Origin of the sequence: Rhizobium lentis, from assembly GCF_014200175.1 — a bacterium.
Lineage (GTDB): Bacteria > Pseudomonadota > Alphaproteobacteria > Rhizobiales > Rhizobiaceae > Rhizobium > Rhizobium mulingense.
Genome location: NZ_JACHBD010000005.1, coordinates 206287 through 231927, shown reverse-complemented (window position 1 = coordinate 231927; position 25641 = coordinate 206287). Strand labels below are relative to the sequence as shown.

Below are 25641 nucleotides of genomic sequence, written 5' to 3'. Positions count from 1 at the left end.
AGCAATTGAATTCTCTTGCTATTCGTGGTTTCTATGTTGACGGTCCGAATTGCTTGAATTAGCTTGAGGCACCTAACATGGGCGCCTCGCCCCCGCAGCAAAATCGAAGCATTGCAAAGGAAACGAACAATGAGGTCAGTACTTAAGAGCAGCCTGCTTGCCCTGGCTGTCGCAGCGCTTCCGGCTGTCGCTTCCGCCCATCCTGCCGTTGGTGACGCCGCCGGCTTCAGCCATGGCTTTGCTCATCCCGTGTCCGGCCTCGATCACGTCCTTGCCATGGTGATGGTCGGTGTGGTTGCTTTCCAGCTCGGCGGCCGCGCCATCTGGCTCCTGCCGGTGACCTTCATCTTGATGATGGCGTTTGGCGGAGTTCTCGGCGCTGCCGGCGTTGATCTTCCCTTCGTTGAGACAGGCATTGCACTTTCCGTCGTCATTCTGGGGGGCATGATTGCAATCAATGTCAGGGCGCCGCTCGCCGCGGCGCTCGGCATGGCCGGCCTCTTCGCCATCGTTCACGGCCATGCGCACGGCGCCGAAATGCCGGACGATGCTGCCGGCGCCGCCTATGCGGCCGGCTTCATCGTGGCAACCGGACTGCTGCATGGCGCCGGCCTCGCTCTTGGCTACGTCATCGGCCGCGTCGGCGAACGGCAAGGCGTTCTTGCCATGCGCGCGGCAGGTGGCGTTGCCGCCATATCCGGATTGGGCATCCTGGCCGGTTTGATCTGATCTGTACGGAATCTCCGGACGACGCAGCCGGGAAGAAAGCGTCCGAAATGAGCAAGCAGATATAGAAAGGGCGCGGTGCAAAGCCGCGCCCCTCCCGTCGTTCATCAGCCTTCCAGCCACTTCACCTGATCGGGTGTCAGCTTGATGTCGAGGGCCGAGAGGCTGTCCTCCAATTCGGCGATGGTGCGCGGCCCGATCAGTGGAATGACCGGGAAAGGTTGGGCGATCACGTAGGCGAGCGCGATATGGATCGGGTTGCGGCCGAGCTTGTTGGCAAGCTCGATGGCGCGGTCGCGGCGTCCGAAATTGCGCTCGGAATACCAGACGCGTACAATTTCCTCGTCATCCTTCTTGTCGCGGCCGGCGCGGTCGGTGAAGAAGCCGCGGCCTTGGCTGGACCAGGCGAAGTTCGGGATTTGCTTCTCGTTCAGCCACGTCTTCCAGTCGTCATCGGAGGCGGCAACGCAGCCGGCCCAGATCGGATCCAGCATTTCGGCGAGCGAGAAGTTGTTGGAAAGCGCTGCAGGGGCCGTCTTGCCGGTCTTTTCGGCATAGGCGATCGCCTCGTCGAAACGTGCGCGCGTCCAGTTCGAACCGCCGAAGATGCCGCGGATGCGGCCGCGTTTGACCTCGGCGTCCATGGCATCGACGAACTCGCCGACAGGTACGTCGGTATTGTCGCGATGCATGAAATAGATGTCGACATAGTCGGTTTTCAGCCGGGCGAGCGACTGGTCGAGCTGCTTGGCGATCATATCTGGATAGCAGAGCGGTGAATGCGCGCCCTTGCCGATCAGCACGATCTCCTCGCGCGGCACCTTGCGGCTGGTGTGCCAGTCGCCGAAGATCGCCTCCGTTTTGCCGGCGCCATAGACAAAGGCCGTATCGAAGGTGTTGCCGCCGGCCTCGTAGAAGGCGTCGAGCGTCAGTGAAGCGGCGGCGAAGTTCGGGAAAAACTCGAAGCCGAGGGTCACGACCGAAGCGGGCTTGGAAATGCCAGGAATTTGTCGCTGCGGAATGCTGCTGCCGCGCCTGACCGCGCCGCCTGAAATATTGGACGTGCGCTTGACGGCTTTCTCGACGCCATATTCGAGACCAACCGAGGCGCGCCACTGGTCGAGCACGCGCAGGTTTCCGATCGAATCCGCCCAGCTCATTCCGGGAGAACCGAACTCGGTCTTGCCGGCGCGGATGGCGTCGCCCGCCGCGTCTGCCTCGAAGGAATAGAGCCAGCGCTCTTCCCTGACCTCGATCGTCTCCTGTTTGCCGCCCTTGAAGACCTCGATCTTGCCGACACCGCCCCTGTGGCCGGAGGCGAACCAGAAGTCTGCGACTTCGATCCGGCCCTCGGAGCCGATAATGCGCAGCACGTTGTCCTGCTGCGCCATGATCGAGCAGGAGACCTCGGCGATGATCTCGTTCGGGAATTTGAGCACGGCCGACGCCCATTCGTCGACGCCGCTGTCTCCAAGATGGGCGACGCCCGACACCTTTTCCGGCTCCAGGAAGGCTTTGCCTTCCGCGGCGCCAGCGATCAATCGCGCCATGGAAACAGGATAGCCGCCGACATCGAGAATGCCGCCGCCGGCGGTATCATTGGCGAAAAGTCGATGCTCCGGCTTATAGCTGCCCATGTTGAAGCCGAAGCTCGAACGGATAATGCGGATCGTGCCGATGACGCCGCTCTTAATGAGCTCGACCAGCTTCTCCGTCTGCGGATGCAGGCGATACATGAAGGCCTCGCCGGCAAAGACGCCGGCCTTCTTGGCTTCGTAGTAGACGGCTTCGGCATCATAGGCCGAAAGCGCGATCGGCTTTTCGACGAGGATATGCTTGCCGGCGCGCGCCGCCTTGATAGCCCATTCGGCATGGCCGGTATGAGGCACGGAAATATAGACCGCATCGACCTCGGGGTCGGAAAGCAGCGCCTCGTAACCATCGACGATGCGGGCACCGGGGAAGTTTTCCTGCAATCCCGGCTTGGAAGGATTGCGGGTGGCGATCGCGACCAGTTTACCGGTGCGCGAATGGGCAACGCCATCGGCAAAGGTGCGGGCTATGGTGCCGGGGCCGATGATGCCCCAGCGGATCGATTGATCGGAAGTCATGGAATCCTCTTTCGTCTTTCTGGCCTTGGGAGTGGTTCAGCGGCGCCGTTTGCCGGCGTCGTCAAAAAGAAATGTGCGGTTGGCGGGAAGACCGACCGTCAGCGTCTCGCGATTGCCTGATGTGCGCGATTCCGGCCGCTCGATGATCAGCTGTTCATCACCGATGGCGGCATAGATGTAGCTGGTATTGCCGAGGTGTTCGGCGACGTCGATGGCAACGGTGAGATCGGCATCGCCAGCACCGGCATCTACGAAGTGTTCGGGACGGATGCCGAGGGTCACCTTTGCGCCGGTTTCGATAGGGTCGGCGACAGGCAGCGGCAGGCGTGTCGCCGGGTTGCTTTCCAGCACGATCACCGCCCTACCCGGCTGCGCCTCGACGACCACCGCTTTCAAGAAATTCATCTTCGGTGAGCCGACAAAGCCGGCGACGAACTGGTTGGCCGGGTCGTCATAGAGGTCGAGCGGTGCGCCGATCTGCTCGATGTTGCCGGCGCGCAGCACGACGATCCGGTCGGCGAGCGTCATCGCTTCCGTCTGATCGTGGGTCACGTATATCATCGTCGTGCCGAGCTGCTTGTGCAGCCTTGAGATTTCGACGCGCATCTGCACGCGCAACTCGGCATCGAGATTCGAAAGCGGTTCGTCGAACAGGAAGACCTCGGGCTCGCGCACGATGGCGCGGCCGATGGCGACGCGCTGGCGCTGGCCGCCGGAAAGCTGCTTCGGCCGCCGCTTCATCAGTTCGGTGATCTGCAGGATATCGGCGACATGGCTCACGCGCCGCTCGGTATCGGCCTTCGGGTTGCCGTTCATGCGCAAGCCGAAGCTCAAGTTTTCCTCGACCGTCAGGTGTGGATAGAGCGCGTAGGACTGGAATACCATGGCGATGCCGCGATCGGCCGGCTCGACGTCGTTGACGACCTTGCCTCCTATCCGAAGCTCGCCCGATGTAATATCCTCGAGGCCGGCGATCATCCTGAGCAGCGTGGACTTGCCGCAGCCGGAAGGGCCTACGAAGACGACGAATTCGCCGTCCTTCACCTCCAGATTGGCGCCATGGATGATTTCAAAGCCGCCGAAGCGTTTGACGATGTTGGTAAGTGAAAGCTCTGCCATTCGGCTTCCCCGATTACTTGATTGCGCCGGCCGCGATGCCGGCGATGAAATGGCGCTGGAGCGCCACGAAGACGACGAGGATTGGTGCCGTCAGCAGCACCGCGCCGGCCATGATGCCACCCCAGGACACTTTGGTGAGGCCGATCAGCGTTCCCAATGCCACCGGCGCCGTCATCATCCCCGGTCTGGAATTGATGAGCAGCGGCCAGAGGTAATTGTTCCACGAGTGCAGAAAGAGAATGATCGCCAATGCCGCCATGGTCGGGCGCGCCAGCGGCAGGGCAATGCGCAGGAAGATCTGCCATTCCTTGACGCCCTCGACGCGGGCCGCATCGAAGAGCTCGCCCGGCATCATCGAGAAGGACTGCCGCATGAATAAGACGCCGAGCGAGTTGAAGAGCGGCGGCACGATCAGAGCCACCCAGGTGTTTGCCAGCTTGAACTCGCGCGCCACCATGATGAATTGCGGGATGACGACCACGGAGAACGGCAGCGTGATCGTGCCGAGGATGATGGCGATCACAACGGAACGGCCGACGAAACGGTAACGTGCCAGCGCCCATCCGGCCATCGACGTCAGCATCACCGAGAGCACGGTATAGATAAGCGCCACGCCGATGGAGATCACCATTGCCCCGATGAAATCGGTATCGGCCTGCAGATTTTTGAAATTCTCGACGAAGTTGGTCGATGGCCACAGCACGATCTCGGGATTGAAGATGCCGTTGTCGGGCATCGTCGAGAAGATGAACATCATCCACAGCGGAAACAGCCAGACCAGTGCCAGCGGCGCCAGCGCGGCGTGCAGGGCTATCTGACGGATGAGAAGGGACTGCGATTTGGATCTCATTTCGGGTCCCTCCCGATCCAGAGATTGAAAAAGGAGATCACCACGGCCAGAGCGGCCATTGTATAAGCGATCGCCGAGGCATAGCCGAAGTTCAGCGAGGTGAACCCCTGGCGGTAGAGGAAGAGGCCGAGTGTCTCCGTGCCGCCGCCTGGACCACCGCGATTGGTGATGAGGAAGGGTTCGGTAAAAAGCTGCATGGTGCCGATCACCGAGAGCACGACGCAGAAGAGGATGATCGGTTTTAAGAGCGGCAGAGTGATGTGGAAGAATTGCTGTGTCTTGCTCACACGGTCGAGCGTCGCGGCCTCGTAGACATCATCGGGGATGGCCTGCAGGCCGGCCAGGATGATGATCGCGTTATAGCCGGCCCAGCGCCATGTGACGGCGAGGATGATCACTGCCATCGCAGCAGTGGCGTTGTCGAACCAGGAGATCGGGCTGAAGCCGACCGCTGAAATCATCTTGTTGATGATGCCGAAATCGAGGCTGAACATCAGCCGGAACACGGCCGCATAAGCGACCTCGCCGACAACGACGGGGGCAAAGAATGCGAAACGAAAAAGCGGGCGCGCTTTCAGGAGGGGCGAATTGAGCAGCACGGCCATGACGGTCGCCAGCGCGATCATGACGGGCACCTGGATCACCAGGATGATCAGCGTGTTGTACAGAGCATTATAGAAGGCGGGATCGTAAAAGAGCCGGCCCCAGTTGGCCTGGAAACTGTATTTCCACGGATTGATGCGCGTGTTCTGAAAGGAAATCAGGAACGAATCGATGATCGGCCAGACCCAGAAGGTGGCGAAAACAAGCAGATAGGGGGCGAGGAACGCATAGGCGCTCCGGGTTCTGAACGGCATCGAGCCTCCTCCTCCTCACGAACGAATGAATGACGCGCCGCGTTGCAAGCGGGTGAAATGCCGGGCGCGGGAGGCGCCCGGCATCGTCATTCATTGCGCGATTGGAAGTCCGGTTGCGGAAGCGATCTGCTTGGCGGCATCGTCGAGAGCCGCCTTCGCATCGGGATAGCCGCCGGCGAAGAATTTCGCCTGCGTTGCCTTGAAGATGCCTTCTGCATCACTTTGGAAGGCGGTGCCGCGGCTCGGCACGATCTTCGGCAATGTCGCGAGGATGTCGGCCCAAACCTTCTGGCCGCCCCAATAGGGCTGCGGCTCGTTGACGAAGGGATCCTTCTCGGCAGACAGCAGCGACGGGACCAGACCGAATTCCTTCAGCATGGTGACCTGGCCTTCATTCGTGCCGAGGGCGTAGTTGACGAATTTCCAGGCGGCCTCCTTATTGGCCGAGGTCGCCGAAATGGCGAGCGACGAACCGCCGAGGTTGGCGGCGTGCGGACCATCGGCCGTCAGGCTCGGCATTCTGTAGACGCCCCACTTGCCCTTGAGATCGGGCGAGGTCGAACGCACGGTGCCTTCATACCAGCCACCATAGAGCTGGCTTGCTGCCTTGCCGGCAGTATTGGCCTGGATCTTCTCGTCCCAGTTGGCCGCCGTCAGCGTGCCGGCGTCCTTCATCTCCTTCACCTTTTGCAGCGCGGCGACGCAAGCCGGTTGGTTAATGGTGATGTTCTGGCCATCGGTCGAGAAATAGCCGCAGCCCTGCTCGTTGGCGATCATGCGGAACCATTCGCTGTCGCCGTTGAAATCGGCCTGAGCCATGACGACGCCGGGATTGGCTGCAGAAATCTTCTTGCCGGCGGCGATGAAATCGTCCCAGGTGCTGATCGTGCTCGGATCGACGCCGGCCTTTTCGTACATGTCGCGGCGGTAGAAGACGGCGACGGGACCGGAATCCCACGGCATGGCATAGGCGACGTCGCCGACCTCAAGTTCGGTGCGCTTGAAGTCGGGGAACTTCGCCTGGATATCGGCCGTATAGCCGAGCTCCTTCAGATTGGCGAAGCAATCCGGGAAACGGCTCCAGAAGATTTCAGCCTCGAAATTCTCGATGCTGACAATGTCGGGCAAACCGTCACCGCCGGCAGCGCAGGCAGCCAGCGTCTTGTCGAAGACCTGGCTGTTGCCAAGGTCTTCAACGGTGACTTTGATATCGGGGAACTGTTTATTGAAACCCGGAAGCGTGGATTTCAGCGCCGATGCGGCGACATTCCAGCTCCAGATGGTGAGATTGGCCGACTCAGCGAAGGCGGAGCCGGAAGCAAGCAGTGCGACAGCTGCGGTCGCAGCGAGAAGTTTGAAGCGCATTGAAAATCCTCCCTTTTCAATTGCCGATCTTTCACGAACGCGGTTAGACTATCTGCAAGGGAGCGGCTGTCTCCTAAAAAGGGAATATGGATTTGGCGGAAAGTAAGATCGGCACGAGTGCAATCTACCGGCCCGGCGCTGGTGGCATTGAGGGTTCGCCGACGGCGCTGCAGATGTTTCATGCCCATCCGCTCGTCATGGCCATGCCGCACTGGCATGCGCAGGTCGAGGTCAACTATGTCATGCGCGGTACTGTCCATTATCGGATGAGCGATCACGAATTTCGCCTGAACCCCGGCGAAATGTGCCTCTTCTGGGGTGGGCAGCCACATCAAATGGACGAATCGTCGGATGATTCGCTCTATGCCGGCGCTCATCTGCCGCTCATCTATTTCTTCCGGCTGCGTCTGCCGATCAGCATTTCGAGCCGGCTGATGAAGGGCGAGACGCTGCTGACCTCAGCAACCGATGCCGCCGACAACGAGAACTTCGCCCGCTGGTTCCGCTATTCCAAGTCCGGCGACGCTGCCAAGGCCCAGCACGCCGTTGATGAATTGCTGCTACGCATCGAGCGTATCGCACTCGAACCCTATTCGATGACGACATCGAAGACGACCGTCAGCCTGGAAGGCGATCAGCCGCATCCCAATTCCTCGCGCAGCGTTGCGCGCATGTGCGATTTCATCGCCGCCAATTTCCTGCAGGACATCGATTCGGTCGATATCGCTCGAGCCGCCGATCTGCATCCGAAATATGCCATGAACCTTTTCAAGCGATCGACCGGCATGACGCTCAGCAAATATGTGACGCTGCTCAGGCTGTCGCGCGCCCAGGCGATGCTGATGAGCGAAGGCGCCAACGTTCTGCAGGTGGCAATGGACAGCGGCTTCGGTTCCATCAGCGCGTTCAACAAATCCTTCCGCCACATCGCCGGCATGTCGCCGTCCGATTTCCGCCGCGATATCCGGCTGGTGACGACGATGCCCGCCGCCTTCCGCAATTAAATCACCCGAATATCAACCGCCCTTACCGCACCACCCGCCGGGCGCAACAATTTCAAGCATGCAGCCGCCAGCGTCGAGAAAGGCGACCTCAGTGCCGTCAGCCATCATCTTGCGACCGTGCGGTCCATATCGCTGACTGTCAGCCGACACGCTCGAAGGATTTTAGCATGGGTGCTTCTTTCTGTTCCGATTGCGAGAAATTTCATCGACGGCTTGGAATTTCAAGGATGAGCGAAGATTGCAGCAGGCGGCAGACGGGTGGCTTGTGCTCCATCGCGTCCATCGGCTACGCTGCCGATTGAGAGATGGAGCGACCACAAACATGGATATTCGAAGAGCGGTACCCGCCGACGCGGAGGAACTGTGCGGTCTCCTGAACGAGATCATCCTGGCCGGCGGAACAACCGCGCTCGAGACACCGCTTACGGTCGCGGAATTCGCAGACTGGTTCATCGACGGCGAGTTTCCCCTTGTCTGCCACGTAGCCGAGCATGATCGGTCGCTTGTTGGCTTTCAGTCGTTGAGCGTGTACGGCGATCCGCCGAAGGGTTATGCCGATATCGCAACATTTGCCCGCATGAGCCCGAGGATATCCGGCGCAGGCAGCGCCCTTTTCCCGGCGACGCGGGCTGCAGCCGAAGAGTTCGGGCTCGAATTCATCAATGCGACCATTCGTGCCGACAATGTCGGCGGTCTTGCTTATTACGCAAAGATGGGCTTCGAGCCCTATGACAGGCTCATCCAGGTTCCGCTGCTGGATGGAACGCCCGTCGATCGGGTCAAGAAACGTTTCAAGGTGGATGCCAAGCCCAGTCCGGCATCCCCCGTTTGACCGTTCGAAGGCCTCGTCGGAAGGCTCCACGTCCGCAGCCGTTTTAACGCCCCTCTCCTGCTTTGCTCACAGGCCAGCCGCGCGCTGTTCCTCCGGGAGCCAGGAGCGGTAGAGCGGATGATCGGCGGCGATCGGCATCGGCGTTGGCATGCCGGTGCGCTGCGAGAAATAAGCGGCCGTCACCAGCTCCAGCGAATTGCGAGCATCCTGCAATGTCACCGGCGGATCCGTGTCCTCGACGATCGCCCGGTGGAACAGCTCGAACTGGCGGGTATAGCCGTCCTCGCCGGGCACGTAGGCGGCCAGCGCCGCGTCGATCCGAGCCTGATGCTCCTCGGTTCCGGCGGTAAAGACCCAGGGATCGCGGCCCATCGTATAGGGTTCGAGAATGCTTTCGGCGACAAGATCGCTGAAGCAGAAACGCAGCCGCGAGATCTCCTTGCGCGAGCCGAGCGTCATCGACAGCGTCGCCAGCGAGCCGTTCTGCATCTTCACCGAAAGCGCTGCCGTATCCTCGACCTCGATCGGGTTGACCAGGGTGGCGCCATAGGAAAACACCTCGGCACAGGGGCCATGCACGTAATTTAGCATGTCATGGGCGTGGATCGCGTGGCCGAGAAGACCGCCGCCGAGCTCGGTCGCCCATTTGCCGCGCCACGGCACGGCGTAATAGTCCGGGCCGCGCCACCAATGGGTCTCGATCGTCGTCAGGAACGGCTTGCCGGCCAGGCCGCGTTCGATCAGCAGCTTCAGCTTCTGCAGGCCGGAGCCGTAACGATACTGGAAGATCGGCATCAGCTTCCTGCCGGGGAAACGGGCGAGGATGCGCTCCATCTCATCGACCTCGGCAATCGAGCCGAAGAGCGGCTTCTCGCAGATCACGTGCTTGCCGGATTCGATGCCCTTGCGGCAAAGCTCGAAATGCGAGCTCGGCGGCGTCGAAATATCGATGATGTCGAGATCGTCGCGGGCAAACAGCGAATCCGCATCCTGGGTATATTCATCGATGCCGAACTCCTCGCACAGCGCTTTGCCGCGGTCTTCATCGAGCGAGCAGAGCACGGGAACCTCAAAAAGATCCTTGTTCCAGCCGAAGCCGGTCAGATGCCGCGCGGCAATGCCTGCGCCGATGACGCCGACGCGCAATTTCCTGGTCATGTTTTCCTCCTCAGCGAGCGCCGATACGCGCGGCTTTCGTCTGGGCTTCGAGCGAAAGGCGGCAGACTTCGAACACATGATCCTGCGTCATCGCCGTCTGCGTGCGGTTGGTGACATCGGCGGTGAAAGCGTCGAAATAATCGAGTTTCTCGCCGCTGCAATCGATATGGGTCATCTCCTTGCCGTTGACGAGGAAGAGATGATCCTTGCCCGGCCGGCCGGCAATATCGATATATTTGCGCAGTTCGATATAACCCTCGGTGCCGAGGATGGTGAGGCGTCCGTCGCCCCAGGTCGGCAGCGCCTCCGGGGTGAACCAGTCGACCCGGACATAACCTGCCGCTCTGTCGGAGCGCAGCAGCACTTCACCGAAATCCTGGAAGGCCGGCTTGTCGGGCATGCCGAAATTACCGATCGAGCTGGCGATGACCTCGCCCGACGTCGAGCCGGTATAGAACAGGAACTGGTCGACCTGATGCGAGGCGATGTCGACGATGATACCCCCGAAGGCCTCCGGATCGAAGAACCAGTCCGGCCGGGTCGGCAGCTGCAGCCGATGCGGGCCGACGCCGAGCGTCTGGATCACCTTGCCGATCGCGCCGTCGGCGACGAGCTTGCCGGCCTTGACGGCGGAGCGCACGCAGTGGCGCTCGGAAAAGCAGATCGAGAAAATCTTGCCGGTTTCGGCAACGGTGCGCTTAACCTCCTCGAGTTGGGCGAAGGTCGTGACGCCAGGCTTATCGGTCATCACGTCCTTGCCCGCTTTCATCGCCCGGATGGCAAGCCCGGCGCGGTCGCGCGGGATCGCGGCAATGCAGATGACGTCGATCGAGGGATCGTCGAACAGCTTCTCGCGATCGATCTGCGGCGCATCGGGATAGGTCTTTTCGAAGGCTTCGCGCAATGCCGGCACCGAGGTCTGCGGGCAATAGCCAACGAACTCGCCGCCTGCGGCAAGCAATCCCTTCACATGATCGAATGTATGCCCATGGTCGATTCCGACGACGGCAAATCTCAACATCGCTGCAATATCCTCCCCGGATTTTCTGAGCGCCGGCTGAGGCCGGCATCCTCCATGTCGGGCAAAACAGATAACGAAACTTGCTTCCTGTCAAGGCGAGTTCGAGGCTGAAAGTGCGTACGGATATATCTAAATAGCTGATATCAAATAGCTATTTTGTATCTAAATAGTTATTTACTGGCTTGCTGCGCCGTTTTGCCGATAGGTCGCTCATTCGATCCGATTGGACGAAAGTCTTTTTCTCCAGCATGTCTTGCCCAGTCTGCGTGAATGTGATCGATTTCCGCCACCGCCGGGTTGGGAGGGCGGCAACGACCTCGAAGATATTCAAAGAGCGCTCCCGCTTGCCTGTGACGGAGGATCACCATGTCTCATCCCCTTCTCGATGCCGCTGCTTCGGCGGGTCTTTTTGTCGGCCGCGTCTGGAGCCCCGAGGCTTCCGGCCCGAGCATCGTCACGCTCCGCGATGGGATGCTGGTCGACATTACCTCGCGCGACGCGCCGACGCTCAGCGCCCTGCTTGAAAAACAGGATGCCGCCGGCTTCGTCCGCGCCGCAAAGGGCAAGGCGGTCGGTTCCTTGGAGGAAGTCGCGGGCAACAGTATGGGGACGCCGGATAAGGTGCGTCCCTATCTGCTGGCTCCCGTCGACCTGCAGGCGGTCAAGGCCTGCGGCGTTACCTTCGCCCAGTCGATGATCGAGCGCGTCATCGAGGAGAAGGCGGCCGGCAATCCGGAGCGCGCCGCCTCGATCCGCGAGCGCGTCAGCACGCTGATCGGCGGCAGTCTCACCAATCTGAAGGCCGGTTCGCCGGAGGCCGCCAAGGTCAAGCAGGCCCTGATCGATGAGGGCATGTGGTCGCAATATCTCGAGGTCGGTATCGGACCCGACGCCGAGGTCTTTACCAAGGCGCCAGTGCTGTCCTCGGTCGGCTGGGGTGCGGATGTCGGCCTGCATCCGATCTCGACCTGGAACAATCCCGAGCCGGAAATCGTGCTGGCGGTCAATAGCCGCGGCGAGATCAAGGGGGCCGCACTCGGCAATGACGTCAATCTGCGTGACGTTGAAGGCCGTTCGGCGCTCTTGCTCGGCAAGGCCAAGGACAATAACGCCTCCTGTGCGATCGGTCCCTTCATTCGTCTGTTCGATGCCGGTTACGGGCTGGATGAGGTGCGCAAGGCGGAACTCGACCTCAAGGTCACCGGCCGCGATGGCTTCGTGCTCAACGGCAAAAGTTCGATGTCGCAGATCAGCCGCGATCCGACCGATCTCGTCAAACAGACGCTCGGGCCTCATCATCAGTATCCCGACGGTTTCGTGCTCTTTCTCGGCACGCTGTTTGCGCCGACGCAGGATCGCGACGCACCGAAGCAGGGTTTCACGCACAAGATCGGCGATGTCGTCGAGATCTCTTCGGCCGGGCTCGGCGCGCTCGTCAACACCGTCCGCCTCTCCACCGAATGCCCGCCCTGGACCTTCGGCATAGCGGCGCTGATGAGCAACCTGGCGAAGCGCGGATTGCTGTAAGTTTTCGAGCGTTTAACTTATCGCGAAATGTACCGAGTTGGTGTCAGCCGCTCTGATCAACAGGTTTGCTATGACAAATAGCTCTCGACTAAGCGGTATCCAAGAACGCTCAGATGAAGAAAAAGTGCGCCTTTGTGCCGCTAACAATGCGGACCTGTATCACGCAATATTCCGCGCCCATGGATTGCCTGATCAGCGAACCAGCGCATTTTGGACAAGTGATGCAGTCGCACCTCCCTATTATTCCAACATGACGACCCTCGACCGGGACGCAACAGAGGAGCTGCTGATTGAAATCGATCGGCTGTCAGATCGGCTAGGACATCGACCTGGTATCAAAGATGGCTTTTCCAAGCTAGATCTTAACAACAAAGGGTTCCGGTTGTTGTTTTCCGCATCATGGATTTGGGCTGAACCTCACAAAAGTTCATCGACTGCGCCTCAAGGTTGGGTACGCGTTAGCGATGCGGCATCGCTGGATCGCTGGGAACGCTCCTGGAAAGCTTCTGGTAGCCCGACCGATGCCAACGTCTTCACACCTGCCCTGCTTTCCGATCCCGACATGCATATCTACGGTCGATTGGCCGGCGACGGCTTTGATGCGGGATGCATCGCAAACCGATCGCCGCAGGTTGTAGGCATCTCAAATGTTTTTAGTTTGACTGATACGCCGCAGGCCTTCCGGGATGCAGTTTCATTGGCCACTGTCGCCTTTTCAGCCGATTTGCCCCTTGTCGGATATGATCGCGGTGAAGCGCTAGACGAAATGAAAAAGCTGGGTTTCAAGCCCGTCGGCCAACTGCGGATCTGGCTCTGATGAGGGCGCATAAACGCTCTTCCCCTTTGTTCTCCATTAGCGTTGTTTAGCGGGAAAACAACGCTACGCCTCTTACTGGTTCCGCCGCATGCCCTGCAGCAGGTCGAGGACGGAGTTTGCCGCGTCAAGGACGTTGGTGCCCGGACCGAACACGGCGGCAACACCGTGTTCGTGCAGGAACTCATAGTCCTGCCGCGGGATGACGCCGCCGCAAACGACGATGATATCGTCACCGCCCTGCGCTCTCAGCCTGTCGATCAATTGCGGCAGCAGCGTCCTGTGGCCTGCTGCCAGCGACGACACGCCGACGACATTGACTTTTTCGTCAAGCGCCATGTCGACTGCCTCGTCCGGCGTCTGGAAAAGCGGGCCGGCAAGCACATCGAAGCCGATATCGCCGAAGGCCGAGGCGATCACCTTGGCGCCCCGGTCATGCCCGTCCTGGCCGAGTTTCGCGACCATGATTTTCGGCCGGCGCCCCATCGCTTCCGTGACCTCCGTCATGCGCTCCTTGAGGACGGCGAGTTCCGGCTCGTTGTCATAGGCCTCGCCATAAACGCCCGTGATGACCTCGGGCGTTGCGGCATAGTCGCCGAAGGCATCGCGCATGGCGTCGGAGATTTCGCCCACGGTGGCACGGGCTCGCGCCGCCTCGATCGCGGCTTCGAGCAGGTTGCCCCTGCCGCTGCGCGCCACTTCCGAAAGGGTGGCCAATGTCACGCGCACCGCATTGCCGTCGCGCCGCCGCCTGGTCTCCTCGATCCGTTTGATCTGGGCGTTGCGCACCGCGCTGTTGTCGATCTTCAGAATGTCGATCTGCTGCTCGTTGTCGAGCCTGTAGCGGTTGACGCCGACGATGACCTCCTCGCCCTTGTCGACGGCCGCCTGACGCCGCGCCGCCGCCTCCTCGATCAGTCGCTTCGGCAGGCCGTCATTGACGGCTTTGGTCATGCCGCCGAGTGCTTCCACCTCCTCGATCAACGCCCAGGCCTTATCGGCAAGCTCCTGCGTCAGGCTCTCGACATAGTAGGAGCCGGCCAGCGGATCGACCACCTTGGTGACGCCGGTTTCGTGGTTCAGGATGAGCTGGGTGTTGCGAGCGATGCGGGCGGAAAATTCCGTCGGCAGCGCGATCGCCTCGTCGAAGGAATTGGTGTGCAGCGATTGGGTGCCGCCGAGCACGGCCGACATCGCCTCGAAGGCGGTGCGGATGATGTTGTTATAGGGATCCTGCTCTTGCAGCGACACGCCGGAGGTCTGGCAATGGGTGCGCAGCATCAGCGAGGCCGCCTTCTTCGGCTGGAACTCCTCCATGATCCGGGTCCAGAGCAGCCGGGCGGCGCGCAGCTTCGCCGCCTCCATGAAGAAGTTCATGCCGATCGCGAAGAAGAAGGAGAGCCTTCCGGCAAAATCGTCGACGTTGAGGCCCTTGGCGATCGCCGCCCTGACATATTCGCGACCGTCGGCCAGCGTGAAGGCGAGCTCCTGCACCAGCGTCGCACCGGCCTCCTGCATGTGATAGCCGGAGATCGAGATCGAGTTGAATTTCGGCATCTCCCTTGCCGTATATTCGATGATGTCGGCAACGATCCGCATCGAGGGTTCCGGCGGATAGATATAGGTGTTGCGGACCATGAACTCCTTGAGGATATCATTCTGGATGGTGCCTGAAAGGTCGGCCCTCGCCACCCCCTGCTCCTCGCCGGCGACGATAAAGGAGGCGAGGATCGGGATGACCGCGCCGTTCATGGTCATTGAAACCGACATTTCCCCGAGCGGAATGCCGTCAAACAGGATCTTCATGTCCTCGACGCTGTCGATCGCCACACCCGCCTTGCCCACATCGCCTTCGACGCGCGGATGATCGCTGTCATAACCGCGATGGGTGGCGAGATCGAAGGCGACCGACAGGCCCTTCTGGCCGGCGGCCAGATTGCGACGGTAGAAGGCGTTCGATTCCTCTGCCGTCGAGAAGCCGGCATATTGACGGATTGTCCATGGTCGGCCGGCATACATCGTGGCGCGCGGGCCGCGGGTAAACGGCGCAAAGCCGGGAAGCGAGCCGAGGTGGGCGGCGCCTTCGAGATCCTCGGCCGTATAGAGCGGCTTCACGGCAATGCCTTCCGGCGTCTGCCAGGTCAGCGTTTCCGGCGAAGCACCCAGCTCCTTCTGCGCAAGCTCCGCCCAATCCGACAGCGTCTTCTTCGTCATGCCTTCCTCCGGCTCTTTCATTGCACCTTATCATTTCATAGGCGCACAATGCGATAAAGCCTTAGGACGTTGAACGCAGCAAAGCATCGATCGCGCCTGCCGCTCATCCGCCGCGGGTTCGCGGGCTCATCTATTTGTGATCCAGCTTGGCGACCAGCCGGTCACCGAGCCACTGAATGCCGCAGACGAGGATGACAAGGACGGCCACGACTGCGATCATCACATTGGTTTCGAAACGCTGATAGCCGTAGCGAATGGCGAGGTCGCCGAGGCCGCCGGCGCCGATCGCACCTGCCATGGCCGAGGCGCCGATCAGCGTCACCAGCGTGACGGTGAAGCCGGCAACGATGCCGGGCAGCGCCTCGGGCACCAGCACTTCGCGCACGATGGTCCAGCGATTGCCGCCCATGGCGCGTACGGCATCGATCAGCCCGCGGTCGACCTCGCGCAGCGACACTTCGGCGATGCGGGCGTAATAAGGCGTGGCGGCGATGGCGAGCGGCACGATGGCCGCCCATGTGCCAAGCGCCGTGCCGACGATTAGCCGCGTCAGCGGGATCAGCGCCACCAGCAGGATGATGAAGGGCACCGAACGGAAGCCGTTGATAACGGCGCCGAGCATGCGGTTGATCCAGAGATTTTCGGCGATGCCGCCGCGCGCCGTGACGACGAGGGCAAGGCCGAGCGGCAGGCCGGCGACGAGCGAAATCACTCCCGAGGCGACGGTCATCAGGACCGTCTCCCAAAGCGAGCGAAGAAGCAGTTCAAGCATGATCGGCGTCATAACCAAGCACCTCCACCCGGGCGGACCGGGCCGTCAGGAATTGTTCGACCTTGCCGGCAAGCGCGGGGTCGCGCATGGGAACGGCGATGAAGAACCGCGCCACCGGCTGGTTCTGGATATGGTCGATGCCGCCATGGACGAGGCGGAAGGAGTGCGGCAGCGCTGCCGACAGATCGGCAAACAGCGCGCCTTGGGCTTCAGGTCCGGCAAGATCGACACTGAGGATCACCTCGCTGCCAGATGTCGCAGACAGCCGGCCGGCAATATGATCGGGAAGCTGCGGTCGGATGCCGCCGAGCAGTCTCCGGGTGATCGCTTCCTGCGGATTGGCAAAGACCGACCAGACTTGGCCCTCCTCGACGATCCGCCCGGCATCGATGACCGCGACACGATCGGCAATCCCGCGCACCACTTCCATCTCATGCGTGATCAGCAGAATGGTCAGGCCGAGTTTGCGGTTGATATCTTTGAGCAAGGACAGGATCGACCGGGTCGTCTCGGGATCGAGCGCCGACGTCGCCTCGTCGGACAGCAGCAGCGCCGGGCGTGCAGCGAGCGCGCGGGCGATGCCGACGCGTTGTTTCTGGCCGCCGGAGAGCGAGGCGGGATAGGCCTTCGCCTTGTCGGCAAGCCCGACGAGATCGAGCAGCTCACGCGCCCGCCGCAGGCGCTCGGCCTTGGCAACGCCCTCGATCTTCAGCGGCAGGGCGACATTGTCTTCGACGGTCTTGGAGGAAAGCAGGTTGAAGTGCTGGAAGATCATGCCGATGCGGCGGCGCAGCGGCTGGAGTTCCTGTTCTTGAAGCCCGGTGATATCGCGGCCCTCAATAACGATCTCGCCACTGTCGGCGCGCTCCAGCCCGTTCAGGCAGCGGATCAGCGTCGACTTGCCGGCACCGCTGCGGCCGATGATGCCGAGGATCTCTCCCCTTTTCACGCTTAAGGAAATACCGTCGAGTGCCGCCGTGGCGCCGAACCGCCGCTTCACATCGACAAGCCTTACCACCTCTTCGGCCGCTGCAGCTCGCGGCTGCGGCTCGATTGTCGTGGCGGAAACAAAGGAATTCATCTGCTTTTTCCTTACAAACGCCAAAGGCGGTCCCGGCATGAAACGCCCGGACCGCCTTTCGGCAGGCCTTAACTTCAGCCGAGTTTCGGATCAATAGGCGCTGAGACCCGTCCCCTTGTAGACCTTGTCGAATTCGGCCTTGACGGTGTCGTTCTGATAAGACGACACAAGCGTCTTGACCCAGTCCGCATCCTTGTTCTCGTCCTTGACGGCGATGAAATTGCGGTAGGGATTATCGGCGACCGGCTCCTGCGCGATACGTTCGGCCGGAGAAAGGCCGCTCTTCAAAGCCCAATCGGTATTGACAACGCCGGCATCGAGATCATCGATCGAGCGGCCGACGATGCCGGCATCGAGCTCCTTGATCTCGATTTTCTTCGGATTGTCGCTGACGTCGGCGACGGTGGCGAGAATGCCCGTGCCGTCCTTCAGCTTGATTAGGCCTTCGCTCTGAAGAACGCGCAACGCCCGGCCTTCGTTCGAGGGATCGTTCGGGACGCCGACGACCGCCCCTTCCGGGATTTCGGCGACGGACTTGTATTTCTTGCTGTAGAGGCCGATCGGCCAGACCCCGGTGTAGCCGGCGCGGACGATATGATAGCCGTGCTGCTGGATCTGGTTATCCAAATAGGGCTGATGCTGGAAGGCGTTGGCCTCGATCTCGCCCTGCTCCAGCACTTCGTTCGGCTGCGTGTAGTCGTTGAAGACGACGGTCTCGATCTTAAGGCCTTTCTTGGCCGCCTCGCTCGTCACGACACGCCAGATGTCCTCCTCTTCGCCGGCCATGATGCCGACCTTGATCGACTTTTCCTCGGCGAAGGAGGGAGCGGGTGCTGCAAAGGTAAAAAGCGCGGCAGCGGAAACGGCGGCGGCGGCAACAACCGCCCGGCGCGAAAGCTGTAGTCCGTGAAGTTTTTTGTTGTTGGTCATTATTATATCCCGTCTGACTGAATGAGGCCGAACGCCTTGAGCAGGCTGAGCATGGCAAATGCGCGGATCAGGGGCGAAGCACGAACGTCTGATGTGAAGGAAGAGCCTGAAAAACTCTTGCCCTGCCTTCAATATCGGCAGGATAAATTTCCATCAAATTTATGGATTAATTGCGGCCCTTAAGCATGTTCTAAAGAATGAAGGCGGCGCTTGAGGGGCCCGCTCGCCGAGATCGTGATGGCGCAGCGCCTGTCCATGTGTGGGCGACATCATGGTAAAGCCATCCCGATCCTCCCCATCCAGATGCGGAGGAAATCTTCGCATTGGTTGCGGACCATATAACCTCAGGCCGGTTTCTGCTTCGGGATACGCGGCAGGAAGATCGTCAGCAGGCCGAGCAACGGCAGGTAGGAGCAGATGCGGTAAACGAAGTCGATGCCGTGCGTATCGGCAAAATCACCGAGCAGCGCCGCACCAAGCCCCCCTGCCCCGAACGCGAAGCCGAAGAAGACGCCGGCAATCAGGCCGACGCGGCCGGGCACCAGCTCCTGAGCAAAAACGACGATCGCCGAAAATGCCGACGCGAAGATCAGGCCGATGACGACGCTGAGCACGCCCGTCCAGAGAAGATTCGCATAGGGCAGCAGCAATGCGAAGGGAATGACGCCGAGGATCGAAAACCAGATGACGAAACGGGCACCGAAGCGATCGCCGATCGGCCCACCGAGGAAAGTGCCGACGGCAACCGAGCCGAGGAACAGGAAGAGCATCAGCTGAGCCTGCTGCACGCTGAGTTCAAACTTGTCGATGACATAGAAGGTGAAGTAGCTGGAAACGCTCGCCATGTAGACATTCTTCGTTGCCGTCAGCAGCACGAGGATCAGCAGCGCCCAGACGACTCTATTCTGTGGCAGCGGCAGGGTTCGACTGACGGCCGGCCTGCTGGCGTTCTGGCGCCTATGGCTCATGTACCAGTTGCCCACCCAACTCAGCACGATCATGCCGACCATGGCGATGGCGGCAAACCAGGAGACGCTGTGCTGGCCGAGGGGCAGCACGATGAAGGCGGCGAGCAGCGGACCGATCGCCTGGCCGGCATTGCCACCGACCTGGAAAAAGGATTGCGCGAAACCGTGACGACCGCCCGAGGCAAGACGGGCCACACGCGAGGATTCCGGGTGGAAGACCGCCGAACCGAAGCCGATCAGGCTTGCTGCCAACAGCAGCAGTGCGAAACTGCCGGCGTTGCCGAGCAGAATAAGCCCGCAAAAGGTGCTCGCCATGCCGACCGGCAGAGAATAGGGCATCGGCCAGCGATCAGTGACGATGCCGACCGCCGGCTGCAGCAGAGAGGCGGTGACCTGAAATGTCATGGTAAGAAGGCCGATCTGCACGAAGTCCAGATCGTAATTCGCCTTGAACAGCGGATAGAGCGAGGCGAGCAGCGACTGCATGATGTCGTTCAGCATATGGCAGAAGCTGACCGCCATCAGAATAGACATCGTCGTTTTTTCGAAACGGGGCGCGCCTTCGGCAACGGTTGCCATCAAATATTCTCCTGAACGGGCACGATCAGTGCCGTGCTGCGTCGTTTTCGATGGATTTGCGGCGATCCGGGCTGGCAAGACTGTCGAGCGACGGTCGCTGAGAAGCATTTAACCCACGCCTGGCAGCAATCGCCAGCCCGGTTTCTCCGGGATTGGTACGCTTTTGTTCGATTTGCCTTCCGTCGAGCTGGTTCAAGCGCTCGGCCGGTCTTTTCGATGGGGGTTTTCATATCACAGTCAGCCGGGATCGTCGCATATGTGGTATGCTATATGAAAACAATCATGGAAAACCGGTGAGAGGGGCACTACAGCTGCGCCGATTGAGATGCGATCGAGGCTGGCCATACGCAATGAATGTCAAGACACCGAATGCCATAGACAGCTATGTCGGAGCGCGCATCAGAATGCGCCGGCAACTGCTCGGAATGAGCCAGGAGCGGCTTGCCGAGCAGATCGGCGTGACCTTTCAGCAGGTTCAGAAATATGAAAAGGGCATCAACCGCATCGGCGCGAGTCGTTTGCAGCGGATCGCCGCGGTGCTTCATGCCTCACCGAGCTTCTTTTTCGAGCAGGGCGACTCCCAGCCGTTGGCGGAGCGGGGGCTGGATGCACCGGACCATACCGATCCGGTTGCCGAATTCCTGCGAACCAAAGAGGGACTGGTGCTCAATCGCGCCTTTCTGAAGATCGCCGATCCCGATATCCGCCAATCGATCATCGCACTGGTCACGGCGATGAGCCAGGCGGAGAGCCGCGGGTTGGCGGCGACGACCTCCATAGCCGAGATGTCGCATCCACTCGCGGAATAGCCGACGGCCGGACCGGAAATTTTCGCACGGCCCGACCGCAGTCCTCGAAATAATTTGGATCCGAGCGTCAGACCTTTCGGGTTGACTGCGACGAGTCTATTTGCACGCGGCGCCGCTCCCGCTTTGCGGATCCTCGTCCATATCGTCGTGCCAATCATTGTGCCAGGCATCGTGTCGACGCTGATCATCGTCTCGATCCTCACCTATAACGAGTTCCGCTTTGTATGGCTTGATCGTGCGGCGCGCTCGATCAGCCATCTGGTTTATGTGGTTGAGATCTGGCGGCCGGAGGAGCGCTTCACATTGCGCTAGGGTGAGGACGCCTGGCTGGCAAGCAGTCATATCAGCAAAGATTGCACAAATTTCGCGCAGAATGCATGACTCGCGGACTCCCAATGAAAGCCAGCATTCTCCCCTTGAGGCAAATCAAAAGGTTACAATCTGGCACACCGCTTGCTTCGATATTCGTGAGTTGGTGGCTAGGGTTCCGGCGTTCCCTTCGGGAGCGTGCTGGTCCGAGAGCCACCACCGGCTGGGAGAGAAATCCCACCGGATGCACGGCGGGACAAAAGCCCGGGAGACCTCGTAAGCCAAGGGATTGGCGGCGCGATGGTCTTTGCCGATCCCTTTTTGAAAAGCAAAAAGGGGAATTTCTATGCAGACTTTTTCTAAGATTCTTTCCGTAGCGGCCGTCTCGGCATCGTTGGCTTTCGGGTTCGGCTCTCCCGCCGGCGCGGCGCCGAAGACCAGCTTCAAGGTCGCCTGGTCGATCTATGTCGGCTGGATGCCTTGGGGCTACGCCGGCGACCACGGTATCGTCAAGAAATGGGCCGACAAATACGGCATTAACATCGAGGTCACCCAGTTCAACGATTACGTCGAGTCGATGAACCAATACACGGCGGGCGCCTTCGATGCCGTGACGCTCACTAACATGGACGGCCTCTCGATCCCGGCCGCCGGCGGGGTCGACACAACGGCGGTCATCGTCGGCGATTTTTCGAACGGCAACGACGCCGTCATCCTGAAGGACAAGGCGAGCCTCAGCGACATCAAGGGCCAGAACGTCAATCTCGTCGAATTTTCCGTCTCGCATTATCTGCTCGCCCGTGCGCTCGAAAGCATCAAGCTCAGCGAGCGCGACGTGAAGGTGGTCAATACGTCCGATGCCGACATGGTCGCGGCTTACAAGACCCCTGATGTCAGCGCCGTTGTCACCTGGAATCCGCTCGTCTCCACCATTCTGGAGGATCCCAGTGCCAAGAAGGTTTTCGACAGCTCGCAGATCCCGGGCGAGATCATCGACCTGATGGTCGCCAATACCGACGTGCTGAAGGACAATCCGAATTTCGGCAAGGCTCTCGCCGGCATCTGGTACGAGACCGCCGCGCTGCTGCGGGCCGACACCGCCGAGGGCAAAGCCGCCCGCGAAGCCATGGGCGCAGCGTCCGGCACCGACCTTGCAGGGTTCGAGGCGCAGCTCGCCGCGACCAAGCTCTTTGACAAACCGGCTGACGCCGTTGCCTTCACCGCCTCATCCAGCCTGCCGAAGACCATGGATCTCGTCCGCGGCTTCCTTTTCGAGAAGGGCCTGCTCGGCAATGGCGCGCCGTCCGCCGACGTTATCGGTATCGAAATGCCTGACGGCAAGGTGCTGGGCGATACCGGCAATGTGAAGCTGCGCTTCACCGAGACCTACATGAAGGCAGCGGCCGACGGTTCGTTCTGATCACAACAGGGGTGCGGTTCGCCGCTCCTCCTCCCTTTCCCAGCGGAGCATTTCCCATGCGTTGGATCAACACGAGGCCAAGCCGGAGCGCGCAGCTTGCCTTGACGCTGCTGCCCTTCGTGCTGCTCGCCCTTGCCTATGCTTTCGGCTCGGCTGCGCGGCTGGCCGAAAATGCCAATGACAAGCTTCTGCCGAGCCTCGCGGGCTTCGCCGATGCGATCAACCGTCTTTCCTTCGTTGCCGACCAGCGCACGGGTGAATATCTGCTCTGGTCGGATACCGGAGCCAGCCTGATCCGGCTGCTCTCCGGACTCGGCATCTCGACGGCGGTCGCGCTGCTCATCGGCATGCTGATCGGCATGCTGCCTTATCTGCGGGCCTTGCTTGCCCCCTTCATCACCGTGATCTCCATGGTCCCGCCGCTCGCGCTTTTGCCGATCCTCTTCATCGTCATGGGGCTCGGCGAAACCTCGAAGATCGCCCTCATCGTCATCGGTGTGGCGCCAACGATGATCCGCGACCTGGCATTGAAGGCGCTGGAGCTGCCCCGCGAACAGATCGTCAAAGCTGAAACGCTTGGCGGCTCCTCCTGGCAGATTGCCTTGCGTATTGTGCTGCCCCAGATCCTGCCGCGGCTGATCACCTGCCTCAGATTGCAGCTCGGCCCCGCCTGGCTGTTCCTGATCGCCGCTGAAGCGATCTCGTCCGATTCCGGCCTCGGCTACCGTATCTTCCTTGTCCGCCGCTATCTCTCGATGGACATCATCTTTCCCTATGTCATCTGGATCACGCTGCTTGCCGTGGTCATGAACACCCTGCTCGACCGCTTGCGTATCGCCGTCTTCCCCTGGTCGGACCTGGAGAAGCAGGCATGAGCGAACTGAAGATCGAACGGGTCTGGAAGGAGTATGGCAACCAGATCGTACTAGAAGACGTGTCGCTTACCGTCGCTTCGCGCGCCTTCGTCGCGCTTGTCGGGCCCTCCGGCTGCGGCAAGTCCACGTTTCTGCGCATGCTGCTCGGCCAGGAGCAGCCGACAAAGGGCAAGCTTCTTCTTGACGGCGAGCCTCTGCCGCCGGAACCGGGGCCGGACCGCGGAGTCGTCTTCCAGCGCTACTCCGTCTTCCCGCATCTGACCGTGCTCGGCAATGTCTTGCTCGGCAGGGAATTCTCCGCCGCGCCCTACCGGTCCAAGCTCTTCGGCGCGGCCCGCCGCAACGCTGTCGAGGAGGCGCATCGGCTGATCGCCGAGGTGGGTCTTGCCGGTTCCGAAGGCAAATACCCGGCCCAGCTTTCTGGCGGCATGCAGCAGCGCCTTGCGCTGGCCCAAGCGCTGATCATGAAGCCGAAAGTGCTGCTGCTCGACGAACCCTTCGGCGCGCTCGATCCGGGAATCCGCGCCGAGATTCACATGCTGATGAAGCGGCTCTGGCATGAGACGCAGATGACGGTTGTCATGGTCACGCATGACATGCGCGAAGCCTTCACGCTTGCGAACCGCGTCGTGGCTTTCGAACGCCGTCGCAACCGACCGGAGGAAAGGGAGCGCTACGGCGCCACCATTACCAAGGATATTTCCATCTGGCCGCCGCGCCTTGCCGGCCAGCCATCGATCTTCAGCCCCGACCGGGACGGCCCGGTCGCTTCCCTGGGGCACAGCCGGGACGACCTGGCACCATCAGGAGAGATGCAATGATGCATGTGGGACGCTCACCCGAAGAAATCGCCGCCAACCGCGCGCGCTACGAGGAACATCAGAAGAAGGGGCTGGAATTCGCCCCAAAGGCGCTGCCCGGCCCCAGCCCCTTGCCGGCGCCGGCAATCGACTCCGCCGCCATCATCCACAAGGAAACCATTCCCGGCGGCTGGTACTGGTCGACGAAAGTCTCGCGCGGCGAGGCGATCCGCATCGATCAGGCGGAGGGCAATTCTACCGTGGCGCTCGTCGCCTGGAGCGCTGCCGATACCAGCGAACGGATCAATCTCGTCGATACTGCCAAGGTCCAGTGGACGACGGCGCTCGGCAAAGGGCGCGTGATCTTCTCCGACATGGGCCGCGTCATGTTCTCGATGATCGAGGACAGCTCCGGCGCCCATGACTGCCTTATGGGCGGCTCGACGGCTGCCTCGAACGCATCGAAATATCCGGGCGAAAAGACGCGCAACACTCGCGATAACCTGGTCCTCGTGGCCAGCAAGCTCGGTCTTACCCGTCGCGATATTCCCGGCATCCTCAATCTCTTCGCGCCCGTGCGCCTTTCCGAGGCCGGCGGCTTCGGCTGGCAGGGGAAGCGTTCCAACAGCGGCGATTACGTCGAACTTCGTGCCGAGATGGACATGCTGGTCGGCTTTTCCAATTGCCCGCATCCGCTCGATCCGGATCCGATCTACCAGCCGAAACCTGTTGTCATCACTCGCTATCAGCCGGCAGTCCCCGCTGATGACGATCTTTGCCGCACGGCGACGGCCGAAGCGATGCGCGGTTTCGAAAACAACGCCCTGATGCAGGCCTGAGGAGAAGACGATGTCCGATTTCATCCAGACCTCCGCTGCCCGCGCTTTGGAAAATACCGTTCAGGACCACTTCATTGCAGCCGAAGCGCCGTGGTCCGGGATCGTGCGCAAGGGCCAGATCATCCGCATCGAAGACAGCTACGGCCAGCAGGCGATCGACACGCTCTTCTATCGTGCCGATGATTTCTCGGAGCGCTACTCCAACCAGGACACGATGCGCATGCAGGGTGGCGCCTATGTCGGCATCGGCACGAAGATCATATCGAGCGAAGGCAATGTCATGCTGACGATGACGGCCGACAGTTGCGGCCGCCACGACACCTCGGCCGGCGCCTGCTCCTGCGAGAGCAATACGGTGCGTTTCGGCCATGGCACGAAATACCTGCACGCCTGCCGCGACAACTTCATCCTCGAGGTCAGCAAGCACGGCATGAGCAAGCGCGATATCGTGCCGAATATCAACTTTTTCATGAACGTACCGATCAAGCCCAATGGCGAGATGACGATCGTCGACGGCATTTCCGCAGCGGGAGACTATGTCGAACTTCTCGCCGAGATGGATGTGCTCTGCGTCATCTCCAATTGCCCGCAGATCAACAACCCGTGCAACGGCTTCGATCCGACGCCGGTCCGGGTGCTGATCTGGGACGGCGAGGATTGA

Annotated in this window: 25 protein-coding genes, 1 pseudogene and 1 riboswitch; of the genes and pseudogenes, 12 read left to right on the top strand and 14 right to left on the bottom strand. The window is 60.8% G+C overall.

Annotation, left to right across the window (positions count from 1 at the left end; all coding sequences use genetic code 11):
• Positions 1-129 precede the first annotated feature (129 nt).
• Complete coding sequence (locus tag GGI60_RS14130; RefSeq protein WP_183916702.1) at positions 130-729, top strand: HupE/UreJ family protein; 600 nt, start codon at positions 130-132, stop codon at positions 727-729.
• A 104-nt stretch (positions 730-833) separates the two neighbouring features.
• Here GGI60_RS14130 and GGI60_RS14125 read toward each other — a convergent pair whose 3' ends face one another.
• The 5 genes from GGI60_RS14125 to GGI60_RS14105 form a co-directional block, all read right to left on the bottom strand.
• Positions 834-2837, bottom strand: coding sequence for an aldo/keto reductase (locus GGI60_RS14125; RefSeq protein WP_183916700.1), 2004 nt, complete (start codon positions 2835-2837; stop codon positions 834-836).
• A gap of 36 nt (positions 2838-2873) precedes the next feature.
• Positions 2874-3956, bottom strand: coding sequence for an ABC transporter ATP-binding protein (locus tag GGI60_RS14120; RefSeq protein WP_183916698.1), 1083 nt, complete (start codon positions 3954-3956; stop codon positions 2874-2876).
• Between the two features lie 13 nt (positions 3957-3969).
• Positions 3970-4806 carry a carbohydrate ABC transporter permease gene (locus GGI60_RS14115; protein ID WP_183916696.1) on the bottom strand — a complete coding sequence of 279 codons (837 nt, stop codon included), beginning with the start codon at positions 4804-4806 and terminating at the stop codon, positions 3970-3972.
• The gene (locus GGI60_RS14110; RefSeq protein WP_183916694.1) at positions 4803-5663 is read right to left on the bottom strand and encodes a carbohydrate ABC transporter permease; all 861 of its coding nucleotides are present in this window, start codon (positions 5661-5663) and stop codon (positions 4803-4805) included. The genes GGI60_RS14115 and GGI60_RS14110 overlap by 4 nt, the downstream gene beginning before the upstream one ends.
• Positions 5664-5753: 90 nt before the next feature.
• A complete protein-coding gene (locus GGI60_RS14105) occupies positions 5754-7028 on the bottom strand; it encodes an extracellular solute-binding protein (RefSeq protein ID WP_097599593.1) in 1275 nt (424 codons plus the stop codon).
• 86 nt (positions 7029-7114) lie between these two features.
• On the opposite strand from GGI60_RS14105, the gene GGI60_RS14100 reads away from it, so the two are divergent.
• Positions 7115-8032 (top strand): helix-turn-helix domain-containing protein, encoded by a 918-nt coding sequence (locus GGI60_RS14100; RefSeq protein ID WP_183916692.1) that lies wholly within the window; start codon positions 7115-7117, stop codon positions 8030-8032.
• A gap of 8 nt (positions 8033-8040) precedes the next feature.
• Here GGI60_RS14100 and GGI60_RS32015 read toward each other — a convergent pair.
• Positions 8041-8201, bottom strand: a pseudogene (locus GGI60_RS32015) (VOC family protein); the annotation flags it as partial.
• Positions 8202-8354: 153 nt separating this feature from the next.
• On the opposite strand from GGI60_RS32015, the gene GGI60_RS14095 reads away from it, so the two are divergent.
• Positions 8355-8864 carry a GNAT family N-acetyltransferase gene (locus GGI60_RS14095; protein WP_183916691.1) on the top strand — a complete coding sequence of 170 codons (510 nt, stop codon included), beginning with the start codon at positions 8355-8357 and terminating at the stop codon, positions 8862-8864.
• A 66-nt stretch (positions 8865-8930) separates the two neighbouring features.
• On the opposite strand, the gene GGI60_RS14090 is transcribed toward GGI60_RS14095, so the two are convergent.
• Positions 8931-10022: a Gfo/Idh/MocA family protein gene (locus tag GGI60_RS14090; protein WP_183916688.1), complete on the bottom strand. Its 1092-nt coding sequence runs from the start codon at positions 10020-10022 to the stop codon at positions 8931-8933.
• Positions 10023-10032: 10 nt separating this feature from the next.
• Positions 10033-11043 (bottom strand): Gfo/Idh/MocA family protein, encoded by a 1011-nt coding sequence (locus GGI60_RS14085; protein WP_183916686.1) that lies wholly within the window; start codon positions 11041-11043, stop codon positions 10033-10035.
• Between the two features lie 366 nt (positions 11044-11409).
• On the opposite strand from GGI60_RS14085, the gene GGI60_RS14080 reads away from it, so the two are divergent.
• Together GGI60_RS14080 and GGI60_RS14075 are read left to right on the top strand one after the other, a co-directional pair.
• Complete coding sequence (locus tag GGI60_RS14080; RefSeq protein ID WP_183916684.1) at positions 11410-12570, top strand: fumarylacetoacetate hydrolase family protein; 1161 nt, start codon at positions 11410-11412, stop codon at positions 12568-12570.
• Between the two features lie 70 nt (positions 12571-12640).
• Positions 12641-13387 (top strand): hypothetical protein, encoded by a 747-nt coding sequence (locus GGI60_RS14075; protein ID WP_183916682.1) that lies wholly within the window; start codon positions 12641-12643, stop codon positions 13385-13387.
• Between the two features lie 72 nt (positions 13388-13459).
• On the opposite strand, the gene scpA is transcribed toward GGI60_RS14075, so the two are convergent.
• The 6 genes from scpA to GGI60_RS14045 all read right to left on the bottom strand — a co-directional run bounded on the left by scpA (position 13460) and on the right by GGI60_RS14045 (position 20124).
• Entirely contained in the window at positions 13460-15598 is a 2139-nt protein-coding gene (gene scpA, locus GGI60_RS14070; protein ID WP_183916680.1) for a methylmalonyl-CoA mutase, read from the bottom strand.
• Positions 15599-15728: 130 nt separating this feature from the next.
• Positions 15729-16382, bottom strand: coding sequence for a methionine ABC transporter permease (locus GGI60_RS14065; protein WP_183916678.1), 654 nt, complete (start codon positions 16380-16382; stop codon positions 15729-15731).
• The gene (locus GGI60_RS14060; protein ID WP_183916676.1) at positions 16363-17451 is read right to left on the bottom strand and encodes a methionine ABC transporter ATP-binding protein; all 1089 of its coding nucleotides are present in this window, start codon (positions 17449-17451) and stop codon (positions 16363-16365) included. The genes GGI60_RS14065 and GGI60_RS14060 overlap by 20 nt, the downstream gene beginning before the upstream one ends.
• A 90-nt stretch (positions 17452-17541) precedes the next feature.
• The gene (locus GGI60_RS14055) at positions 17542-18381 is read right to left on the bottom strand and encodes a MetQ/NlpA family lipoprotein (RefSeq protein ID WP_183916674.1); all 840 of its coding nucleotides are present in this window, start codon (positions 18379-18381) and stop codon (positions 17542-17544) included.
• Positions 18382-18725: 344 nt separating this feature from the next.
• Entirely contained in the window at positions 18726-19928 is a 1203-nt protein-coding gene (locus GGI60_RS14050) for an MFS transporter (protein WP_183916672.1), read from the bottom strand.
• A gap of 25 nt (positions 19929-19953) precedes the next feature.
• Positions 19954-20124 carry a hypothetical protein gene (locus GGI60_RS14045; RefSeq protein ID WP_183916669.1) on the bottom strand — a complete coding sequence of 57 codons (171 nt, stop codon included), beginning with the start codon at positions 20122-20124 and terminating at the stop codon, positions 19954-19956.
• A 154-nt stretch (positions 20125-20278) separates the two neighbouring features.
• Between GGI60_RS14045 and GGI60_RS14040 the strand changes: the two genes are divergently transcribed.
• The 7 genes from GGI60_RS14040 to GGI60_RS14010 all read left to right on the top strand — a co-directional run bounded on the left by GGI60_RS14040 (position 20279) and on the right by GGI60_RS14010 (position 25641).
• Positions 20279-20737, top strand: a complete 459-nt coding sequence (locus GGI60_RS14040; protein WP_183916668.1) for a helix-turn-helix domain-containing protein — start codon at positions 20279-20281, stop codon at positions 20735-20737.
• Between the two features lie 81 nt (positions 20738-20818).
• Positions 20819-21049, top strand: a complete 231-nt coding sequence (locus GGI60_RS32010) for a hypothetical protein (RefSeq protein WP_246720387.1) — start codon at positions 20819-20821, stop codon at positions 21047-21049.
• 156 nt (positions 21050-21205) lie between these two features.
• A riboswitch (guanidine-I (ykkC/yxkD leader) is annotated at positions 21206-21319 on the top strand.
• 73 nt (positions 21320-21392) lie between these two features.
• Complete coding sequence (locus GGI60_RS14030) at positions 21393-22466, top strand: putative urea ABC transporter substrate-binding protein (protein WP_183916666.1); 1074 nt, start codon at positions 21393-21395, stop codon at positions 22464-22466.
• A 56-nt stretch (positions 22467-22522) separates the two neighbouring features.
• A complete protein-coding gene (locus GGI60_RS14025) occupies positions 22523-23341 on the top strand; it encodes an ABC transporter permease (RefSeq protein WP_183916664.1) in 819 nt (272 codons plus the stop codon).
• The gene (locus GGI60_RS14020) at positions 23338-24162 is read left to right on the top strand and encodes an ABC transporter ATP-binding protein (RefSeq protein WP_183916662.1); all 825 of its coding nucleotides are present in this window, start codon (positions 23338-23340) and stop codon (positions 24160-24162) included. Before GGI60_RS14025 ends, GGI60_RS14020 begins: the two co-directional genes overlap by 4 nt.
• Positions 24159-24980, top strand: a complete 822-nt coding sequence (locus GGI60_RS14015; protein WP_183916660.1) for an urea amidolyase associated protein UAAP1 — start codon at positions 24159-24161, stop codon at positions 24978-24980. The genes GGI60_RS14020 and GGI60_RS14015 overlap by 4 nt, the downstream gene beginning before the upstream one ends.
• Before the next feature lie 10 nt (positions 24981-24990).
• The gene (locus GGI60_RS14010; protein WP_183916658.1) at positions 24991-25641 is read left to right on the top strand and encodes an urea amidolyase associated protein UAAP2; all 651 of its coding nucleotides are present in this window, start codon (positions 24991-24993) and stop codon (positions 25639-25641) included.

Excerpts from the sequence above, each read along its gene's own strand:
- GGI60_RS14130 (WP_183916702.1), top strand. The coding sequence starts at position 130 with ATGAGGTCAGTACTTAAGAGCAGCCTGCTTGCCCTGGCTGTCGCAGCG.
- GGI60_RS14125 (WP_183916700.1), bottom strand. The coding sequence starts at position 2,837 with ATGACTTCCGATCAATCGATCCGCTGGGGCATCATCGGCCCCGGCACC.
- GGI60_RS14120 (WP_183916698.1), bottom strand. The coding sequence starts at position 3,956 with ATGGCAGAGCTTTCACTTACCAACATCGTCAAACGCTTCGGCGGCTTT.
- GGI60_RS14115 (WP_183916696.1), bottom strand. The coding sequence starts at position 4,806 with ATGAGATCCAAATCGCAGTCCCTTCTCATCCGTCAGATAGCCCTGCAC.
- GGI60_RS14110 (WP_183916694.1), bottom strand. The coding sequence starts at position 5,663 with ATGCCGTTCAGAACCCGGAGCGCCTATGCGTTCCTCGCCCCCTATCTG.
- GGI60_RS14105 (WP_097599593.1), bottom strand. The coding sequence starts at position 7,028 with ATGCGCTTCAAACTTCTCGCTGCGACCGCAGCTGTCGCACTGCTTGCT.
- GGI60_RS14100 (WP_183916692.1), top strand. The coding sequence starts at position 7,115 with ATGGATTTGGCGGAAAGTAAGATCGGCACGAGTGCAATCTACCGGCCC.
- GGI60_RS14095 (WP_183916691.1), top strand. The coding sequence starts at position 8,355 with ATGGATATTCGAAGAGCGGTACCCGCCGACGCGGAGGAACTGTGCGGT.
- GGI60_RS14090 (WP_183916688.1), bottom strand. The coding sequence starts at position 10,022 with ATGACCAGGAAATTGCGCGTCGGCGTCATCGGCGCAGGCATTGCCGCG.
- GGI60_RS14085 (WP_183916686.1), bottom strand. The coding sequence starts at position 11,043 with ATGTTGAGATTTGCCGTCGTCGGAATCGACCATGGGCATACATTCGAT.
- GGI60_RS14080 (WP_183916684.1), top strand. The coding sequence starts at position 11,410 with ATGTCTCATCCCCTTCTCGATGCCGCTGCTTCGGCGGGTCTTTTTGTC.
- GGI60_RS14075 (WP_183916682.1), top strand. The coding sequence starts at position 12,641 with ATGACAAATAGCTCTCGACTAAGCGGTATCCAAGAACGCTCAGATGAA.
- scpA (WP_183916680.1), bottom strand. The coding sequence starts at position 15,598 with ATGACGAAGAAGACGCTGTCGGATTGGGCGGAGCTTGCGCAGAAGGAG.
- GGI60_RS14065 (WP_183916678.1), bottom strand. The coding sequence starts at position 16,382 with ATGACGCCGATCATGCTTGAACTGCTTCTTCGCTCGCTTTGGGAGACG.
- GGI60_RS14060 (WP_183916676.1), bottom strand. The coding sequence starts at position 17,451 with ATGAATTCCTTTGTTTCCGCCACGACAATCGAGCCGCAGCCGCGAGCT.
- GGI60_RS14055 (WP_183916674.1), bottom strand. The coding sequence starts at position 18,381 with ATGACCAACAACAAAAAACTTCACGGACTACAGCTTTCGCGCCGGGCG.
- GGI60_RS14050 (WP_183916672.1), bottom strand. The coding sequence starts at position 19,928 with ATGGCAACCGTTGCCGAAGGCGCGCCCCGTTTCGAAAAAACGACGATG.
- GGI60_RS14040 (WP_183916668.1), top strand. The coding sequence starts at position 20,279 with ATGAATGTCAAGACACCGAATGCCATAGACAGCTATGTCGGAGCGCGC.
- GGI60_RS14030 (WP_183916666.1), top strand. The coding sequence starts at position 21,393 with ATGCAGACTTTTTCTAAGATTCTTTCCGTAGCGGCCGTCTCGGCATCG.
- GGI60_RS14025 (WP_183916664.1), top strand. The coding sequence starts at position 22,523 with ATGCGTTGGATCAACACGAGGCCAAGCCGGAGCGCGCAGCTTGCCTTG.
- GGI60_RS14020 (WP_183916662.1), top strand. The coding sequence starts at position 23,338 with ATGAGCGAACTGAAGATCGAACGGGTCTGGAAGGAGTATGGCAACCAG.
- GGI60_RS14015 (WP_183916660.1), top strand. The coding sequence starts at position 24,159 with ATGATGCATGTGGGACGCTCACCCGAAGAAATCGCCGCCAACCGCGCG.
- GGI60_RS14010 (WP_183916658.1), top strand. The coding sequence starts at position 24,991 with ATGTCCGATTTCATCCAGACCTCCGCTGCCCGCGCTTTGGAAAATACC.